This is a genomic window from Sphingobium xenophagum (genome assembly GCF_002288285.1).
In the GTDB taxonomy this organism is placed as follows: Bacteria; Pseudomonadota; Alphaproteobacteria; order Sphingomonadales; family Sphingomonadaceae; genus Sphingobium; species Sphingobium xenophagum.
This window is the reverse complement of sequence record NZ_CP022746.1, coordinates 295,001-313,546: the sequence shown is the minus strand read 5'-3', so window position 1 is coordinate 313,546 and position 18,546 is coordinate 295,001. Positions and strand designations below refer to the sequence as shown.

The following is an 18,546-nucleotide window of genomic DNA, read 5'->3' as shown; positions in this document are numbered from 1 at the left end:
GCCGAACATTGTCCGGCGCCCGTCAGGAGGGTTAGGGGAATCAGGCTGCGCTGTCAGCGTTCGCCTTGGCCTTGGACAGGTCATAGGCGCCCAGGCCCGGCTTGTAGCTCTTCTCGTCGATGAACTGGCGGATGCCTTCCTTGCGACCTTCAGTCTTGTCGTGGAAATTGGCTGCTTCCTGCATGCGCACCAGATAATCCTCGGCCTCGTCATAGGTCATGGTGTTGACGCGACGGACTGCATCCTTGGCGAATTTGAGAGCGACCGGATTCTTCGACAGCAGCTTGTCGGCAACCGCGCGGGTGCGGTCTTTGAGCTGGTCGAGCGGCACGCTTTCATTGACCAGTCGCATGGCCGACGCCTGCTTGCCGTCGATCAGGTCGCCGGTCAGCGTCAGCCACATGGCGTCGCGCATCGACAGCAGGTCGACCACCACCTTGGTCACGCCACCGCCGGGCAATATGCCCCAGTTGATTTCGGACAGGCCGAACTGCGCTTCATCCGCGCAGATGGCGAGGTCGCAGGCGAACAGCGGGCCAAAGCCACCGCCAAAGCACCAACCATTGACCATCGCGATGGTCGGCTTCTGGAACCAGCGCAGGCGGCGGAACCAGCCATAGCTTTCGCGCTGCGACTTGCGCACACCGCGCAGGCCATCGGCCTCGGTCTCGCGGAAATATTCCTTCAGGTCCATGCCCGCTGACCAGGCCGTGCCTTCGCCGCTCAACACCAGTACGCCGACATCGTCGCGGAATTCCAGTTCGTCCAGCACTTCCATCATGCGCCGGTTGAGCGTCGGGCTCATCGCGTTGCGCTTGGCGGGGCGGGCGAAATTCACCCAGGCGATCCGGTCCTCAACATGCACCGATACGACGTCTTTTTCGTTTTCCATCATCCTGCTCCCTGGCTGGTCCTGTGAAAGGCGGGCCGGGGGCGGCCTCACCGAATATGTATGCTAGGGATACAATATCGCAGGGAGAATTGGCAAGCGAATTTTATGATCCTGCCTATCGGCCCGCCCGGCGCTGGCTTGACAACGCCGTCGACCCGCTAGATGATAACGATCGTTATTAAATCGTCGACATGAACGGCGGAGCGAGGCGGGATGAACGTGAACGGCAAATTGGCGCTCGTGACCGGGGGCGCATCGGGCCTGGGCGAAGCCTTGGCGCATGCGCTGCGCGACGCAGGAGCGCGGGTCGTCGTGCTCGATCGACATCCGGCTACCCTGACCGGGATCGAATCGATCCCTTGCGACATCACGGACGAAGCGGCGGTAGCGGCTGTCATCTCGGCCATTGTCGATCGCCATGGCCCGATCGCGATATTGGCCAATGTGGCTGGCATCGGCGGCATCGGTTCGATCGCATCGCCCGCTGGTCCGGGGGACATCAGCGCTTTTCGGCGGGTGATCGACGTCAACCTGATCGGCGCGGTTGCCGTCACTGCCCATGTTGCCCATTCCATGATTGCCAATATGCCCGATGGCCCTGATGGCGAACGCGGCATCATCCTCAACGCCTGCTCGATCGCCTCGTTCGAGGGGCAGGAAGGGATGGACGCTTATGGCGCGTCGAAGGCGGCGCTGGCTGCGCTGACGCTGATTTGGGCGCGCGACCTGTCGCGCCATGCGATCCGCTGCGTGGGGATAGCGCCCGGCTTTTTTGCAACGCCGATGACGGCGCCCATGCCCGATGCGCTGGTCGACGAATTGATCGACGGCATGGAATTTCCCCGCCGCGCGGGCACCGCGCAGGAATTTGCCGATGCCGCCATGTTCCTGATCCGCAGTCCGATGATCAACGCTGAAATATTGCGGCTCGACGGTGGTGCGCGCCCGCCGGCCCGCACCCGCTGGACCGCGGCGGCCTGAATTTCTTTCCAGTCACAAGGCACAACAATATGGCCCAACCCCTTTCGCCCTCCGTCATCGCCGCCTTCGCTGCGATCGTTGGCAAGGATAATGTGTTCTTCGATGAAGCGGACCAGCTTGCCTATCAGGACAAGTTCGCCATCGACGATGCCTTGCATCATCCCGCCGGTGCGGTCGCGCCCACCACGGTGGAACAGGTGCAGGCGATTGTCCGCGTCGCGTCGGAACGTGGCCTGTCGCTCTGGCCGATCAGCCGGGGGAAGAATCTGGGCTATGGCGGCTCCGCGCCGCTACTGGCGGGTTCTGTCGTCCTCGACATGAGCCGCATGAAGAAAATCGACTATGACGAGGCGAACGGCACAGTACTGCTGGAACCGGGGGTAGGCTTCTACGATCTTTATGATTTCCTGAAGTCGAGGGGCATGAAACATTGGCTGTCGGTGCCCGGCAACAGCTGGGGATCGGTGGTCGGCAATGCACTTGACCGGGGGTGGGCTACACGCCCTATGGCGAACATGCCGCGCGCATCTGCGGCATCGAAGCGGTGATGGCCGACGGGCTGGTCGTGCGCACGGGCATGGGCGCACTGGACGGCGCCCCCACTTGGCAACTCTATCGCTTCGGCTTTGGTCCAAGCTGGGATCAGATGTTCGTCCAGTCCAATTTCGGCATCGTGACCAAAATGGGCCTGTGGCTGATGCCTGCGCCGGAATCGCTGATGGGCATGGATCTGGAATTTGACCGGCCAGAGGATTTGGGACCGCTTATCGATGCGATCGCGCCATTGCGACGCGAAGGGCTGTTGCAGCAGTCGCCCACCATCGGCAACTGGCTGCGCGCAGCCGCTGTGTTGACGACGCGCGATCAGTGGACCGACAAGCCCGGCGCTCTGGGCGATGACGTGATTGCCGCTATTCGCAAGAAATTCAATGTCGGCTGGTGGGGCGTGAGCCTGCGCCTTTATGGTCGCGAGTCGGTGAACAAGGCGGCCTATGCCGTGCTGGAACAGGCGATGTCCGCGCTCAAGCCCATGGCGATGCGCCCGACAAGCTGGAAGACGGGCGAGCCGATGGAGGCGAGCGGTTGGACCGGCACGCCGCTGACCATGCCGATGCAAAATGCCAATTGGCATGGCGGACGCGGCGGCCATGTCGGCTTCTCGCCCATCCTGCCGCAATCGGGCGCAGCGGCGATGGCGCAGTTTCAGCGCACCTATGCCCGCTACAAGGAATATGGCATGGATTATCAGGCCAGCTTCGCCTTTGGCGAACGCCATCTCATCAACGTCAATGCTGTGCTGATCAACAAGGATGATCCTGCCTTGATGGGCAGGGTCGATCCCTTCCTCAAACAGTTGATCGCTGACGCCAAGGCGCAGGGCTATGGCGAATATCGCACCCATCTCGACTATATGGATGCGGTCGCTGCCACCTATGATTTCAACAAGGGGTCGCTTTGGCAGATCAACCGCAAGGTCAAGGACGCACTTGATCCCAACGGCGTGATCGCGCCGGGCAAGAGCGGCATCTGGCCCACGCGGAAAGCAGGAGGGCGGGCATGATGCGGCGCGGATGGATGACTTTGGCGGCATCCGCCATGGTGCTGGCCGGGGCGGCGTGCGGCCGCGCGAATGAAAGCGCGGCGCCACCGGCAGAAGCGTCCAAGGGGCCACCACCGCTGCCCGCGCCGGAAACCGTCTCCTCCCGGCCCAAGGCAGGACCGGGCGAGCGGCTCTATCTGGAAAAATGCGCAATGTGTCACGGCCCAGGCGGCATGGGAACAGGCCTGCTTGCCCGCCGGACGGATCAACCACTGCTGGAAAAGCGCACGGACCTGACCGTCGATTATGTCGTGCAGGCGGCGCGCATGGGCATTGGCAACATGCCCGCCATTCCGCGTGGTGAAGTGAGCGACGCCGACATGAACCTGATCGCCAGGCATCTGGCACGCGCCGGGGAGGGGGGACAATGACGATCGTGACAAGACGCGACTTTCTGGCGAGCGCGGCGGTTGCTTCCGCGCTCGCTGGTTCTGGCGGCGCTATGGCTGCGCGAACTGGCGGGCCGCTGCTGCTGCATGATTCCGGCCTTGGCGCAGGACATCGGTTCGCCGTGCGGGCGGCGGCGCTGGGCGGCACATCGCTTGCGCTGGAGGGCGACCGCGTCCGCCAATTGCGCGGCCTGCTGGTCAGCGAGCCGGCATCGATCTTCGGCGTCACCCGGCGTAGCGATGAACTGCTGATCGGCGAAATCGCGGCAGAGGCAGGCTATCGCCGCATCGCGCTGGTCCTGCATCGCCCCGTCGGCGTCATGGTGCCGATCTGCGCGCCCGATGGCGCGACCATCGGCACGCTGGCGCGGCTTGCGGGCGCCCGTTGGCCCGAAGCCTTTGCCGAACTGGCGCTGGGCGGTGTGGAGAAATGCGCCGTCGTCCCGGCTACGGGGATGGCGGAACCGGCGCTCAGCTGGGTGCTGATCCGGTCCCGCTAAATCCTTAGCGCTTGATGATGAGCGAGTCGGGGCGCTTGCGCGGCACCCACTCGCCCCGGCCAGGAAATTTGCTCAGCACCGCGCCGTCCCAAAGGCGCACGGTACGACGATGGAAACGCCACTCGCCATCATCGCCCTTGACCGCATGATCGTCATACCAGCCTGCAAAGCGCAGCAGATAGGGCGGCTCGCCTTCACATTCCGTCACGAAAGCGAAGGACCGCATCATGCAACTGCCATCCGCCTGCGGCATATATTGAATTTGGCTCACATGATGCTGGCGACCGGGGAAGCCTGGCGCATTGCGATAATGTTCGGCAATCCCCCGAATCCCGTCATGCCCTTCCCAGATGTCGGGATCGTCAAACACTTCCTCCACCATCCGCGCATCGGGCGTGAAGCAGGCGACCAGCGCATCGACATCGCCGGTATCCAGCGCCCAGCTATAAGCGGCGATCAAATCCTGCAGGGCGATCCGGTCTTCGATGGGCAGGCTTGGCATGATGGTCACTCTCCTGTTTTCACTCTCTTGACGCAACAATAACATTCGTTACTATCATGCGCAACCGTCGATAAGAAAGACAGATGAGGGGCTGCATGGGAAAGATCATTATTTCAGGGGCTTCCGGCGCATTTGGCCGCGCCGCCGCGGCGCTGTTGCTGGACAAGGTCGCTCCGCAAGACGTCATCCTGCTATCGCGCACTCCTGCTAGGTTAGCCGACTTTGCCGCCAGGGGCGCTGACGTCCGCTTCGCCGATTTCGATGATCCCGCGACCCTTCCCGCCGCCATGGCTGGGGGCGAACGGATGCTTTTGATCAGCACTGCTCGCGTCGGCACGCGGGTCGGCCAGCATCGTAACGCGGTGGAGGCAGCGGTCGCGCAGGGCGTGCGCCATATCGTCTACACCTCGATCATCGCCGCAGACGAACCGGGCAATCCCGCCATCGTCAAATATGATCACCGCGCGACCGAAGAGATTATCGAGGCGTCGGGCGCTGCCTGGACCCATTTGCGCGACAGCCAATATGCCGAGGCGGTTGCCGCGGCGATGGTCATTCCCGCGTTGATGGCCGGGACGAAACCGGACAATTGCGCCGATGGTGCGGTGGCCTTTGTCAGCCGCGACGATTGTGTCGCCACCGCCGTTGGCGTGCTGACTCAGCCGGGCCATGAGAATAAGGCCTACACGCTGACCGGCCCGGATCTCATTACCATTCCGCAGGCCATGGCCATGGCCAGCGACATGGCCGGCAAGCCGATCATCGTCGAACCAGTCGATGACGATGGCATGTTCGCCTATTTCGATTCTCTGGGCATTCCCCGTCACGCGTCGGACATCATGCCTGATGGACCAATCCCCTGGTCGAGCGATGACATGGTCACCTTTGGCCAGTCGATCCGCGAAGGCTATTTTGCCCAGGCGACCGATTGCGTCGAACGGATCACGGGTCGCAAACCCAAATCGCTGCGCGAGGTCATGCTGGCGCACAAGGCAAGCTGGCCGCTGTGAGAGGCGCGCTATTTGCCCTGCTGATGCTGGCGGGATGCGCGAGCGGGGGCAGCAAAGGCGGTGCGGGTGACGACTGGCCCTTTACCGGCGGCGATGTCGGCGGCAGCCATTTTTCCCGCCTGACCGATATCGATGCTAGCAATGTCGCGCGGTTGGGCCTGGCCTGGTCGCATGACCTTGGTACCAACCGGGTGCAGGAAGCCACGCCGGTCGTGGTCGACGGCATCATGTACACCAGCGGCAATCTCGGCCGGGTCTATGCGCTGGATGCTGCAACGGGAGCGTCGCTCTGGACCTTCGAGCCGGAGGTCGACATGCAGGCCAACCGTTCGGCCTGCTGTGATCAGGCCAATCGCGGCGTTGCCGTCGCCGATGGCAAGGTTATGGTCGGCGCGCTCGACGGAAAGCTCTACGCGCTCGATGCCAAGACCGGCGCGATCGTCTGGAAGGTCGATACGATCATAGATCATACGCGCGGCTATACCAGCACAGGCGCGCCAGAGGTTGCGGGCGACCTTCTCATCATTGGCAATGCAGGCGCGGAATATGACACGCGCGGCTATGTTACTGCCTATCGCATCGCTGATGGCAAACAGGCATGGCGCTTCTTCACCGTGCCCCACGATCCCAAAGCCGGTCCGCAGGAAAATCCCGCACTCGATGCCGCGCTCAAGACCTGGGACAAGGACAGCCGTTGGGACATTGGCGGCGGCGGCACTGTATGGGACGCGATCAACTACGACCCCGCCTTCGACACTGTCTATATCGGTGTCGGCAATGGTGGACCCTATTCGATAAAGACCCGCTCGCCCAAGGGTGGAACAAATCTCTACCTCTCGTCCATCGTCGCGCTGGATCGCAAGACGGGGACGGTCAAATGGCATTATCAGGAAACGCCGGGCGACAGCTGGGACTTTACCGCGACCCAGCCGATGGTGCTGGCCGATGTCGAGGTGGACGGAAAGGTCCGCCCCGCCATCCTCCATTCGCCCAAAAATGGCTATCTGTTCGTGATCGATCGGGAAACCGGCAAGCCGCTGCGGATCAATGCTCTGGTACGCGCCAACTGGACCAGGGGCTTCGACAAGGATGGCGTTGCGCAGATGACGCCCGGCAATGTCGACTTTTGGAACGGTCCGCGCATCGTCTATCCAGCCTCGGCTGGCGCGCGCAACTGGTACCCCGCAGCCTATGATCCGACGCGCAAACTCTATTTCGCGCATGTGCTGGACATGGGCAATCTCATGTTCGGGCCGCCACCCGGCACGCCTGAACAGGCCCGCCGCGCGAGGGCGCTCAATGTCCAGACCACGCTGATCTTCACGCCGATGTTGCAACAGGTGCTGCCGACGCTACCGCCGGCGGTTCGCGATCAGGTCGAAAAGCTGCCGGAAATGCAATGGGTCAAGGACAAGCCCTATAGTTCCGAACTGCGCGCCATCGACCCGTTGACCGGCAAGGCAAAATGGACTGTTCCGACCCAGGGGTGGCAGGACCGGATGGGAACGCTCGCCACCGCGTCGGGACTGGTCTTTCACGGGACGATCGGCGGCAAGCTGATGGTCAGGGATGCCGATACTGGCAGGCTGCTCAAGGAAATCGATACCGGCAGTTCGATTATGGCCGCGCCGATGACCTACCGGGTCAAGGGCGTGCAATATGTCGCTGTCGCAACCGGCTTTGGCGGTGGCGGCTGGGGCTATGTGCCCGACTATGCCGCGGCCTATCGCTTTGGCAATGCCAACCGCCTGTTGGTGTTCAAACTGGACGGCGGACCGGTGAAGAAGCCCGATCCGCTGCCGCCGCTGGAGGTCGCAGCTGCGCCCCCGGCGCAGAAGCCCGGCGTTACTGCGGCCATGATCGCGCGGGGGCAGGGCCTCTTCTTCCAGAATTGCGCCATCTGTCACAGCAACCAGTTGCGCTCGACCGCGCCGGACCTGCGCCGGATGCAGCCTGCGACCCATGATGTATTCGGCGCGATCGTGCGCGATGGTCTGTTGCTGCCGGGCGGAATGCCGCGCTGGGACGATATTCTGTCGACGCAGGACGTGGATGCGATCCATGCCTGGCTGATCGCCGAGCAGGGCGCGCTGCGTGACCGGGAAATGAAACTCAAGGCGGCGGGCAAGCCGCTCGATGCACCCAGCATCGCCGTCATGTCCAATTTTTAGGATCATACATGGAACAGAGCGATATCATCGTGGTGGGCGGCGGATCTGCCGGGGCTGCGATGACCGGGCGGCTGGCGGAAGCCGGGCTGGCCGTCACCCTTATAGAAGCGGGCAAGACCGACCGGCATATGCGTTCGCGCGTCCCTGCGCTGACCAGTTCGATCGTCCAGAATCCGGACTATGACTGGTGTTATCAGGTCGAACCGGATCCGTCGCTGGGCGGACGGGCCGACATCTGGCCGGCTGGGAAACTGCTGGGCGGGGGAAGCGCACTCAACGGCATGATGTTCATTCGCGGTCACCGCTGGGATTATGACCGGTGGGCGGCGTTGGGTGCCGATGGCTGGGACTATGCGTCCGTGCTGCCCTATTTTCGGCGGATGGAGGATAATGAACGCGGTGCGGATGCGTGGCGCGGGACCGGCGGACCGATCGCCGTGTCGGAAGGGCGCGCGCGCTATCCGATCACTGACCAGTGGATTGCGGCTGCGCAACAGGCTGGCATCGCCCGCTCGACGGACCTGAACGGCGAAAGCGCCGAGGGGGTCGATTATGTCCAGGTGTCCCAGCGCAACGGCACCCGCTGCTCTTCGGCACGCGGCTATCTGCATGAACGGCGTGGTGGCAAGACGCCGACGATCCTGCTGGAGGCGCAACTGCTTCGGCTGCTGATCGAGGATAATCGCGCGGTCGGCATCGTCTATCGTCAGGATGGCGTCGAAAAGACATTGCGTGCGCGCCATGGCGTCATATTGTCGGCCGGGGCGATGAACACGCCGCGCCTGCTGATGCTGTCGGGCATCGGCCCGGCCGATCATCTGGCGGAGATGGGCATAGACCTGGTGCGCGACCTGCCGGGTGTCGGCCGCAATTTGCAGGATCATGTCGGCACCCATGTCGTCAATGAAGTCGATGGCGCGACGCTGAACAGCGACGCACAGGGGTTGCGCGGCGCGTGGCAGGTGCTGCGCTATGCGCTGGCGAAGCGCGGCGCGCTGACCACGGCGATTGGCCACGCGCAGGCCTTCGTCAAAAGCCGGGCGGATTTGCCTGTGCCCAATCTCCAGATCAGCTTTGCCGCCTTCGCCTTCGATTTTGATGAGCGGGGTCGGTTGATGCTGCGCAAAAATCCTTCCGTCTCGACGCTGGTGGGGCTGATGCGGCCCAGCCATCGCGGGCGGATCACGCTGCGTTCGCCCGATCCGTTGGCGCCCCCCGTCATCGCGCATCGGCAACTCGACAGTGAACTGGACATAGAACAGATCGTCGAAGGCATCGTCATCGCCCGCGATATTTTGCGCCAGTCCGCGATCGCGCCCCATGTGAAAAGCGAACTGCGACCGGGCGCGGCGCTGGCCGGGACGGAGCAACTGCGCGACTATGTCAAGATGGCGTCCATCCCGCTCTATCACCCCGTCGGGACCGCGCGGATCGGTCGTCGGGACGATCCCGCTGCGGTGGTCGATCAGGATTTGCGCGTCATTGGTGTGGAGGGGCTGTGGGTCGCCGATGCTTCGGTGATGCCGTCGCTGCCGGCGGGTAACACCAATGCGACGGCAATCATGATCGGCGACAAGGGGGCCGATCATGTCCTCAAGACGCTACGTCGCAACATGAAGCCACCAGGATGATGGTTGCCCCGGCATACATTCTGCGCTTGCAATAATAGTAACGAATGTTAGTATGTGCGTCAGGAGAGAATAAGGAACCCAGGGCGATGCCAAACTATCCCCAGACCATCCATTTCGTCGGACTGAATACGCCCGTGGGCATCGAATGGTCCGCCCGCAATCTGGACGTCATCGGGACGATCCCCGCGGAAATTGACGGCGCCTTCTTCCGCGCCGTGCCGGACCCTGCCCATCCGCCGATGTTTGACGATGACATCGTGCTGTCGGGCGATGGAATGGTCGCGAAATTCGCGATCCATGATGGCAAGGTCGATTATGCGATCCGCTATGTCGAAACCGAACGATACCGGCTGGAAAAGGATGCGCGGCGCGCCCTGTTCGGCCAGTATCGCAATCCCTTTACCGATGACGCCAGCGTGGCGGGTCGCGATCGCACCGTGGCGAACACCACCCCGGTCTGGCACGGCGGTCGGTTGCTGATGACCAAGGAGGACGGCCTGGGCTATCAGGTCGATCCCGACACGCTGGAGACGCTGGGCCGCTTTGACTATTATGGTGCGCTCAAATCCCAGACCTTCACGGCCCATCCGCGCGTCGACCCGGAAACCGGGGAAATGTTCTTCTTCGGCTATGAAGCCGATGGTCTGTGTTCGACCAAAATTTCCTATGCGATCGCTGATCGCGACGGGAAACTGATCAGTGAACAATGGTTCGATCAGCCCTATTGCTCGACCATCCACGATTTCGCGATCACCGAACATTACGCCATTTTCCCGATCTTCCCCACCACGGCCGATCTCGACCGCTTGAAAGCGGGCGGCGCGCACTGGGCGCACCAGCAGGATCTGGAAAGCTGGGTCGGCATCATGCCGCGTTATGGCAAGGTGGAGGAGATGCGCTGGTTCAAGGGACGCAATGGCGTCTCTGCCTTCCATCTTGTGAACGCCTATGAGGAGGATGGTTTCGTCCATCTCGATCTCTGCCTGTCGGACACCAATGCCTTCGGCTTCATGCGCGAGGCGGGTGGCATCCAGCGCGACCAGCGGGATATACAGGGCGGGTTGACCCGCTGGACCTTCGACCTGTCGAAGGAGGGCGACATGTTCGAGGAGCGTCTGGTTGGTCCGCCCGGCGACATGCCACGGCTGCGCGACGCGGATCAGGGAAGGCCTTATCGGGCGGCCTGGTATCTGTCGATGAACCCGCAAGGCGGGCCACCTTTGCCCGGCGGACCTGTAGGGGTTGCGTTCAACGCGCTGTTGCGGATCGAACCAGGCAATGGTCGTATCGACATGATGGGGCTGGAGCCGGGCATGGCGATCAGCGAACCGGTCCATGTGCCATCGACGCAGGATGAACATGAAGGCTGGCTGTTGATGGTCGTCGACCGGCAGGCGGGCGAGGCGGATTTCAAGTCCGAACTTTGGGTGGTGGAGGCTGGCGCAATTGCGGCCGGGCCGATCGCTCGCGTGCCCATGCCCATGCCGATGCGCGCGCAGGTTCATGGCGCATGGGTATCGGCCCGGCAATTGGCGAATGCGCGCCAGAATGTGGACAGTGAAGCCGCGTGACGGCTTGACAAATCGTAACGATCGTTATTTATTGAAGAGGAGGGGGTGGGCCTTATCCGTCGCCCCCTCCAAAAATACTGTCAGAGCAGAACAGTCGGGCAGGCAGGATCAGAGGACGGCAGGAAGGGCAGACGCATAAGCGTCGCCTGGACCGGCATCGCCTATGGGCGGTCCGGTGATCCTCCCCTTTGCCTTGCTGACTGACAATAGGGAGGAAAATAATGTCACATATCTGGAAGTCTGCATTTCGCAGCAATGCCGCCTGCATTGCGATGATGGCCGCGATGGCCGCTGGTCCCGCTTTGGCCCAGGACGCATCCGCGCCGGAACAGGCGGCCGATCAGTCGAACCAGTCCGCCGACATCATTGTCACTGCCCAGTTTCGCCAGCAGAATTTGCAGGACACGCCGATCGCGATCACTGCGGTGTCCAGCGAAACCCTTGCCGCGCGCAGCCAGACCAGCGTCACCGACCTTGGCCAGTTCGCCCCCAACGTGGCTCTGGCCCCGGCAACCAGCCTTCAGGGTAATTCGGTCGCGGCCTTCATCCGTGGCGTAGGCCAGCTGGATTCCAGCTTCGCGCTGGAGCCGGGCGTGGGCATCTATATCGACGATATTTATTATGGCACGACCTATGGTGCGGTGATGGACCTGACCGATCTGGAGCGGGTCGAAGTGCTGCGCGGCCCGCAGGGAACGCTGGCTGGCAAGAACAGCGTCGGCGGTGCGGTCAAGCTGTTCAGCAAGAAGCCCGACGCAACAGCGGGCGGCTTCATCGAAGCGACCTATGGCAGCTATGACCGGCTGGAACTGCGCGGCAGCGCCAACATCCCGTTGAGCGATAGCCTGTTCCTGCGCGTGTCGGGCGTGTCGAAAAATGTCGACGGCTATATGAAACTGCTGGACTATGGCTGCGCCAATCCCGCGTCGGGCATCGCGCCCACCGGCACCAATGACAAGGGGTGCCAGGTCGGCACCGAAGGCGGCATCGACGTCATGGCCCTGCGCGCCGCGCTGCGCTTTGCGCCGGTCGGCTCGCCGCTGGAAGTCAACATCGTTGCCGACGTGTCGAAGGATAATAGCGAAGCGGTCGCGACCAAATTGCTCTATGCCAACAACCCGCTGGTGCGCAGCTATGTGCCGGGCAATCCTACGGCCGGCATTCCGTTCGACAGCCGCTTCATCACTGCGTCGAAGAGCTACACCTCCTACGCCAATTATGCGACCGGCGGCAATTACACGACCGTGTTCGGCATCCCGACCCAGGTCGCACCCGGTGGCTTCTCCGCCAGCCCGACCAGTTCGGTCAAAAGCTGGGGCATTGCCGGGACGATCGACTATGATCTGTCCGACATGCTCAAGCTCAAATCGATCACCGGCTATCGCAAGGCGGACGGCACCAGCGCGATCGACGTGGATGGCTCGCCGCTCGCCATATTGCTGCAGCAGTTCAACTACAGCCATGAACAATTCACGCAGGAACTGCGCCTGAGCGCCAATTTCAACGATGCGGTCGACCTGACCGTGGGCGGCTTCTATTACAAGGCGACCGATCTTCTGTCGGGGCGCAGCGCCATCCCGACGCTCCTGTTCGATTTTCTGGTGGATGACGTGGTCAAGAACCGCAGTGCATCGGCCTTTGCCCATGCCGAATTCCATGTCACCGATGCGTTCAACGTGATCGCGGGCCTGCGCTACACTGACGACAAGAAAACCTATAATTATTCGCGCCGGAATATTGACGGCAGTCTGCCCAGCGGCGCCTTCTTCACGCCCAACTTCCTGCTGGCCGGTCTTGACGGACTGTCGGGCACGTTCAAGGGCGATCGCCTCGATTACCGTCTGGGCGTGAATTATCGCTGGAACGACCAGTTGATGACCTATGCGCAGGTGTCGACCGGCTTCAAGGGCGGCGGCATCAACCCGCGTCCTTCAGCCCCCGACCAGGTGCAGACTTTCGGCCCGGAAAAGCTGACGACCTATGAAGCCGGTTTCAAGGCAGACCTGATGGGTCGGATGCTACGGTTGAACGGCGCTGTGTTCCTCAATGATTACAAGGATATGCAGCTGGTCCGCTATCAGTGCCCGGAAAGCGTCGTATTCTCCTGCTCGGTCCCGTCCAACGCGGGCGACGCGCGCGTCCTTGGCTGGGAACTGGAAGCTTCGCTTCGTCCCACTGACGGCCTGTCGATCGATGCGTCCGCGGGTTATCTCGACTTTGACTATAAGAAGATCACCAATCCCGCGACGCTGGTGACGAAGAATATGATCGCGCCGTTCATCAGCAAATGGCAATTGTCGGCGGGCATCCAGTATGAAGCGGATCTGGCCGGATCGGGCACGCTGACACCGCGTATCGACTGGTCCTGGCGCTCCAACTATTTTTACAATGCCATCAACAATGCCTTCAATCAGATCAACCCGCCGCATCTCGTCAATGCGCGCCTGACCTATCAGGGGCCGGACAAGGACTGGTCGCTCAGCCTTGGGGTCACCAATCTGCTCGATAGCTATTATTATGCTGGCAAGGCGGAAAATGTCGGCAGCTTCGGCGTCGTTTCCGGCGTGGTCGGTCGGCCGCGCGAATGGATGATCACCGCGAAAAAGAGCTTCTGACACAGGCATCAAAAATGGCCGGTCGCCGGACAAGGCGACTGGCCATTGCCGTGCATGACAGGCCGATGCCGCGATGGCTTTGGTCGGGCAGGGCGGCAGGATATGCTGCTACCGGCCCCATGAATGCGATTTACGATGGCGCTTTGCGATCGACAGAGACTTGTGCCGCCCTGCTTGGCTGGATAGGCTGACGCCATGCCCGCCTTGCGCTTCTCCCTGCATGCTCGCCTGGTCGCATTGCTGTGCATTGCGCTGCTGGCCCTGTTTGCGGGCATGGGCCTTTCGCGGATGATCGATAAGGTGCAGCATGCGCCCGGCGCGGCCCAGGCCCATGGGCATCTCCTGTTAAGCGCTCTGACTGTGGAAGAGGCGCATGACGCCGACCATGATGTCAATGGCGAACAGGATGAAGGGCAGTCCGATCGCTTGCCCGACAGCCATCACCATCATGGCGATAGCGGGTCCGGTATCATCCTGCTCACGCAGGCAGGACTCGCTGCGCCCTCGTCGCGCTTTGCGCCGCCTGCCATGATGATTGATCAGGTGGAGCCGGACTCCGCCTTTCAGGGGCAAGAGCGCCCACCCAGGCTGTTCGCTTTCCGCGTCTGAGCCTGCGGCCGCCATGCGGCGCGGGTTGATCCACGTCGCATAGCGAAAGCCTGTTTCATGTCTCCATATTTCAGGGCGCGCGCTGTTCCGCGCCTGACCATCATGCTGCTTGCCAGCGCTCTCTTTCCCGCTCCGCCATTGGCAGCGCAGGGGTTGACGCTTGCCGATGCGCTGTCGCGCGTGGCGCAGGCCGATCCCGGCGTTGCCGTGACTGCCGCCCAACATGACGCGGCGAGCGCCGCCATAAAGCAGGCGGAGGTCCGGCCCCAGGATGTCGTCACGGTCGACCTGGAGGATCTGGCCCGCACGGATCCCTACACGCCGATCGCCAGCACCCAGACGACTGCCTGGTATGAGCGGACCTGGGAACGTGGTGGCAAGCGGGAGGCGCGGATCGGCGCGGCGCGGCTGAACCGCGATGTGACCGAGCAACGCGGCCGCCTGCGCCAGCTCGACATATTGGCACAGGCGCAGACCGCCTGGGTGGAGGCGCTGGCGGCGGAAGCCGAAATCCCTGTCGCGCTGGAACGGCTGACGCTCGCCCAACGACTGGAGCGGGAAGTGGCGCGCAGGGTCGCGCGCGCGCTCGATCCCCTGTTCGCGCTGGAACGCGCCCGCACCGCCGTGGCACAGGCCCGCATCGCCCATGAACAGGCGATTGAGGCTGCCCGGATTGCGCGCATGTCGCTGGCCGCATGGTGGGGCGCGCAGGGCGACGTGGAGATCGATAGCAGCAGCTTTTCCCGCCTGGCACCCGATCCGGCCGCCGACGCACAGCCCATAGATGTCGCACTGCTCGATGCAGAGCGTGATGCGGCGGCGGCGCGCGCGCGGCTGGCGGAGGCGAACAGCGCTGCCGATCCGGTCCTGCGCGCGGGGCTGCGCCATTATGGGCAGGGCAATGATGTCAGCATCGTGGTCGGCGGCTCCATCCCGCTTGGCGGTCGGCGCGCCCAGCGCGGCAATGTCGAGCAGGCGCAAGCCGAACGTCGTGTCGCCGAAGCCGAAATTGCGGTGCTGCGGGTGCAGGCGACGCGCGACATAAACCGGCTGCTGGCGCAGCGCGCGACGATCGTGCGCGAAATCAACAAGATCGACAATGTGGTTCTGCCCAGCGCCGAACGCGCGGTCGTGCTGGTGCGCGACGGCTATAATCGCGGCGGCACCGCTTTCACTTTCCTGGAAGTCACGCAGGCACAGGAGGCGATGATCAATGTCTATGATCGCCGCATCGCCCTGCTCAAATCCTACCATCTCGACGGCGCGCGGCTCGATCGGCTGACCGGTCGCCATGCATCCCTTCTTGCCAGCGCGGAGAATCGCTGATGTCCCCCTTGTTGAAATTTGCGGCCCTGCTGCTCGCCCCCACCTGGCTTGCCGGGTGTAGCGAAACCCCGCCCTCGCACGATCATGAAGAGCATGGCGCGGAAGAGGCCGAGGAAGAGCGCGGTCCCCATCGCGGTCGGATGCTGCGCGACGGCAATTTCGCGGTTGAAATCACCATCTTTGGAGATGGCGCCGAACCCGAATTCCATGTCTACGCCTATCGTGACGACAAGCCGGTCAGGCCGCAAGATGTTCAACTGAGTGTCGAACTGACCAGGCTGGGCGGCAAGATCGATCGATTTGCCTTCTCCCCGCAGGATGATTTTCTGCGTGGTCGCGGGGCTGTGAAAGAACCGCATAGTTTCGATGTAAAGGTCATGGCTGCCGAAGCTGGCCGGACGCATAAATGGAGCTATGCGTCCTATGAAGGCCGAACCACCATCGCCGCGGACGCTGCGCGGGCGGGCGGGGTGCGGTCCGAACGGGCAGGGCCAGCCTCGATCGCCGAATTGATCGACTTGTCGGGCCGCATTGAAATCACGCCTGAAGGCAAGGCCGACGTCCGCGCCCGACTGCCTGGGCAGATCATGTCGATGAACGGCGAACTGGGCCAGACTGTGCGGCGGGGCCAGGCACTGCTGCGCGTCGAATCCAGCCATTCGCTCCAGACCTATGCCGTCACTGCGCCGATCAACGGCATCATCGTGGAAAAAAATGCCAATATTGGGGACATGACCGGGGACCGGGCGCTGTTCGTGATTGCCGATCCGGCCAAGCTGCATGCCGAATTTTTCGTCTATCCGCGCGATGCTGAAAGGGTGCGGGTAGGGCAGAAGGTCGCGCTACGCAGTCTGTCGGGTGCGGCCCGGCTGACCGGCGCAGTGGAAGCGATATTGCCGACCGCAGACCTGGCCAGCCAGACCTTGCTCGCCCATGTCCATCTGCCCGAATCCGCAGCCGATCAGTTCCGCCCCGGCATGGGAGTGGAAGGCGCCTTCGCCGTTGCCGAAACGCAGGCGAAGCTGGCGGTGCGGACCAAGGCGATCCAGCGCTTCCGCGATTTTGATGTCGTCTATGCCAAGGTCGGCAACAGCTATGAAGTACGCATGCTCGAACTGGGCCGCAGGACGCCGGAATGGACAGAAGTGCTGGACGGGCTGGAGCCCGGCACCGAATATGTCACTGATGGCGCTTTCCTGATCCGCGCCGACATCGACAAGTCGGGAGCCAGCCATGACCATTGAGGCCATCGCCGCCGGCCAGCCCCCGCTGCTCGAACGTATCGTCACCACCTCCATCCGCTTGCGCTGGGCGGTGTTGGCAGCCGTGCTTGTGCTTTGCGCACTTGGCATATGGAGCTTTCAGCGGCTGCCGATCGACGCGACGCCGGACATCACTAATGTCCAGGTGCAGATCAACAGCGAAGCCGTCGGCTTTTCGCCGCTGGAGGCGGAACAGCGGGTCACCTTTCCGATCGAAACGGCGATCGCGGGCCTGCCGGGGCTGGACTATACACGCTCCATCTCCCGCTACGGCCTGTCGCAGGTCACTGCCGTCTTTGCCGATGGCACCGACATTTATTTCGCGCGCCAGCTGATCAACGAACGGTTGCAGACCGCGCGATCGCAATTGCCGCCCGGCGTCGAACCGGAAATGGGGCCGATCGCGACCGGCCTTGGCGAAATTTTCATGTACACGCTGGAGGCCAGACCGGGCGCGCGCAAGGCGGACGGCACGCCCTATAATGCGGAGGATTTGCGCACCTTGCAGGATTGGGTGATCCGCCCGCAATTGCGCAACACGCCGGGCGTCACTGAAGTCAACAGCATTGGCGGCTATGAACGGCAATATCATGTCACCCCGTTGCCGGACCGGATGGCGGCCTATGGGCTTGCGCTCGATGATGTGGTCGAGGCGCTAGGCCGCAACAATGCCAATGTCGGCGCAGGCTATGTCGAACGCTATGGCGAGCAATATCTGGTCCGGGTGCCGGGGCAGGCGGGGGGCGTTGAAGACCTCAAATCCATCATCGTCACCAATCGCGGCGGCGTGCCGATCCGCATCAATGACGTCGCCGATGTCGGGATGGGTCAGGAATTGCGTACCGGTGCCGCCACAGAAAACGGGCAGGAAGTCGTGCTGGGCACAGTCGTCATGCTGGCGGGCGAGAATAGCCGCGTGGTCGCGCGCGCAGCGGCGGAGCGACTGAAGCAGGCCGCCAAGGCGCTGCCCGCCGGGGTTGAGGCGGTCGCGATCTACGACCGGACCGATCTGGTCGAACGGGCAGTCTGGACGGTCGAGAAAAACCTGCTCGAAGGCGCGTTGCTCGTCATCGTCGTGTTGTTCCTGCTGCTCGGCAATGTCCGCGCCGCTCTCATCACCGCGGCCGTCATTCCCATTGCGATGCTGATGACCATCACGGGCATGGTGCAGGCGGGGGTGTCGGGCAATCTCATGAGCCTTGGCGCGCTCGATTTCGGTTTGATCGTCGATGGTGCGGTGATCATCGTGGAAAATTGCCTGCGCCGCTATGGCGAGGCGCAGCACGGCCTTGGCCGCCTGCTCGACCGCGACGAGCGCTTCGCGCTGGCCGCCTCTGCCACGTCGGAAGTGATCCGCCCATCGCTGTTCGGCGTCCTCATCATCGCATTGGTCTATGTTCCCATTTTCGCGCTTACCGGGGTAGAGGGCAAGATGTTCCATCCCATGGCGATCACCGTCGTCATGGCGTTGACAGCCGCGCTTATCC

At 62.8% G+C, this 18,546-nt stretch carries 16 protein-coding genes (1 of these 16 running past the window's edge); 14 read left to right on the top strand and 2 right to left on the bottom strand.

Going from position 1 to position 18,546, the window contains the following annotated elements:
- Window positions 1-40: 40 nt before the first annotated feature.
- Entirely contained in the window at window positions 41-895 is an 855-nt protein-coding gene (locus CJD35_RS16330) for a p-hydroxycinnamoyl CoA hydratase/lyase (RefSeq protein ID WP_017181828.1), read from the bottom strand.
- Window positions 896-1,105: 210 nt separating this feature from the next.
- Here CJD35_RS16330 and CJD35_RS16325 point away from each other — a divergent pair, with 210 nt between their 5' ends.
- From CJD35_RS16325 to CJD35_RS16310, 5 genes are read left to right on the top strand one after another with little or no spacing between them, the layout of a single operon-like run.
- The gene (locus tag CJD35_RS16325) at window positions 1,106-1,873 is read left to right on the top strand and encodes an SDR family NAD(P)-dependent oxidoreductase (RefSeq protein ID WP_017181826.1); all 768 of its coding nucleotides are present in this window, start codon (window positions 1,106-1,108) and stop codon (window positions 1,871-1,873) included.
- A 29-nt stretch (window positions 1,874-1,902) separates the two neighbouring features.
- Window positions 1,903-2,421 (top strand): FAD-binding oxidoreductase, encoded by a 519-nt coding sequence (locus CJD35_RS23135; protein ID WP_244917308.1) that lies wholly within the window; start codon window positions 1,903-1,905, stop codon window positions 2,419-2,421.
- Window positions 2,364-3,434, top strand: a complete 1,071-nt coding sequence (locus CJD35_RS16320) for an FAD-linked oxidase C-terminal domain-containing protein (protein ID WP_244917307.1) — start codon at window positions 2,364-2,366, stop codon at window positions 3,432-3,434. Before CJD35_RS23135 ends, CJD35_RS16320 begins: the two co-directional genes overlap by 58 nt.
- Complete coding sequence (locus tag CJD35_RS16315) at window positions 3,431-3,844, top strand: c-type cytochrome (protein WP_017183569.1); 414 nt, start codon at window positions 3,431-3,433, stop codon at window positions 3,842-3,844. The genes CJD35_RS16320 and CJD35_RS16315 overlap by 4 nt, the downstream gene beginning before the upstream one ends.
- Window positions 3,841-4,362 carry a hypothetical protein gene (locus CJD35_RS16310; protein ID WP_017183568.1) on the top strand — a complete coding sequence of 174 codons (522 nt, stop codon included), beginning with the start codon at window positions 3,841-3,843 and terminating at the stop codon, window positions 4,360-4,362. The genes CJD35_RS16315 and CJD35_RS16310 overlap by 4 nt, the downstream gene beginning before the upstream one ends.
- 4 nt (window positions 4,363-4,366) lie before the next feature.
- Here CJD35_RS16310 and CJD35_RS16305 read toward each other — a convergent pair whose 3' ends face one another.
- Window positions 4,367-4,864 (bottom strand): nuclear transport factor 2 family protein, encoded by a 498-nt coding sequence (locus tag CJD35_RS16305; protein WP_017183567.1) that lies wholly within the window; start codon window positions 4,862-4,864, stop codon window positions 4,367-4,369.
- 95 nt (window positions 4,865-4,959) lie between these two features.
- On the opposite strand from CJD35_RS16305, the gene CJD35_RS16300 reads away from it, so the two are divergent.
- The 9 genes from CJD35_RS16300 to CJD35_RS16260 all read left to right on the top strand — a co-directional run.
- The gene (locus CJD35_RS16300; protein WP_017183566.1) at window positions 4,960-5,874 is read left to right on the top strand and encodes an NAD(P)H-binding protein; all 915 of its coding nucleotides are present in this window, start codon (window positions 4,960-4,962) and stop codon (window positions 5,872-5,874) included.
- Window positions 5,871-8,045 (top strand): PQQ-dependent dehydrogenase, methanol/ethanol family, encoded by a 2,175-nt coding sequence (locus CJD35_RS16295; RefSeq protein ID WP_017183565.1) that lies wholly within the window; start codon window positions 5,871-5,873, stop codon window positions 8,043-8,045. The genes CJD35_RS16300 and CJD35_RS16295 overlap by 4 nt, the downstream gene beginning before the upstream one ends.
- A gap of 8 nt (window positions 8,046-8,053) precedes the next feature.
- Window positions 8,054-9,676 (top strand): GMC family oxidoreductase, encoded by a 1,623-nt coding sequence (locus CJD35_RS16290; RefSeq protein WP_086486119.1) that lies wholly within the window; start codon window positions 8,054-8,056, stop codon window positions 9,674-9,676.
- A gap of 86 nt (window positions 9,677-9,762) precedes the next feature.
- Window positions 9,763-11,247, top strand: a complete 1,485-nt coding sequence (locus tag CJD35_RS16285; RefSeq protein ID WP_017183563.1) for a lignostilbene-alpha,beta-dioxygenase NOV2 — start codon at window positions 9,763-9,765, stop codon at window positions 11,245-11,247.
- Window positions 11,248-11,468: 221 nt separating this feature from the next.
- The gene (locus CJD35_RS16280) at window positions 11,469-13,862 is read left to right on the top strand and encodes a TonB-dependent receptor (protein WP_095687261.1); all 2,394 of its coding nucleotides are present in this window, start codon (window positions 11,469-11,471) and stop codon (window positions 13,860-13,862) included.
- 195 nt (window positions 13,863-14,057) lie between these two features.
- The gene (locus CJD35_RS16275) at window positions 14,058-14,471 is read left to right on the top strand and encodes a hypothetical protein (protein WP_017183562.1); all 414 of its coding nucleotides are present in this window, start codon (window positions 14,058-14,060) and stop codon (window positions 14,469-14,471) included.
- A 57-nt stretch (window positions 14,472-14,528) separates the two neighbouring features.
- Entirely contained in the window at window positions 14,529-15,797 is a 1,269-nt protein-coding gene (locus CJD35_RS16270) for a TolC family protein (protein ID WP_017183561.1), read from the top strand.
- Window positions 15,797-17,041 (top strand): efflux RND transporter periplasmic adaptor subunit, encoded by a 1,245-nt coding sequence (locus tag CJD35_RS16265; protein ID WP_095687260.1) that lies wholly within the window; start codon window positions 15,797-15,799, stop codon window positions 17,039-17,041. The genes CJD35_RS16270 and CJD35_RS16265 overlap by 1 nt, the downstream gene beginning before the upstream one ends.
- Window positions 17,031-18,546, top strand: the beginning of a protein-coding gene (locus CJD35_RS16260; RefSeq protein ID WP_017183559.1) for an efflux RND transporter permease subunit. The gene runs 1,643 nt beyond the window's last position; the window shows 1,516 of its 3,159 coding nt (coding positions 1-1,516); the start codon lies at window positions 17,031-17,033; its stop codon lies off the right edge, out of view. The genes CJD35_RS16265 and CJD35_RS16260 overlap by 11 nt, the downstream gene beginning before the upstream one ends.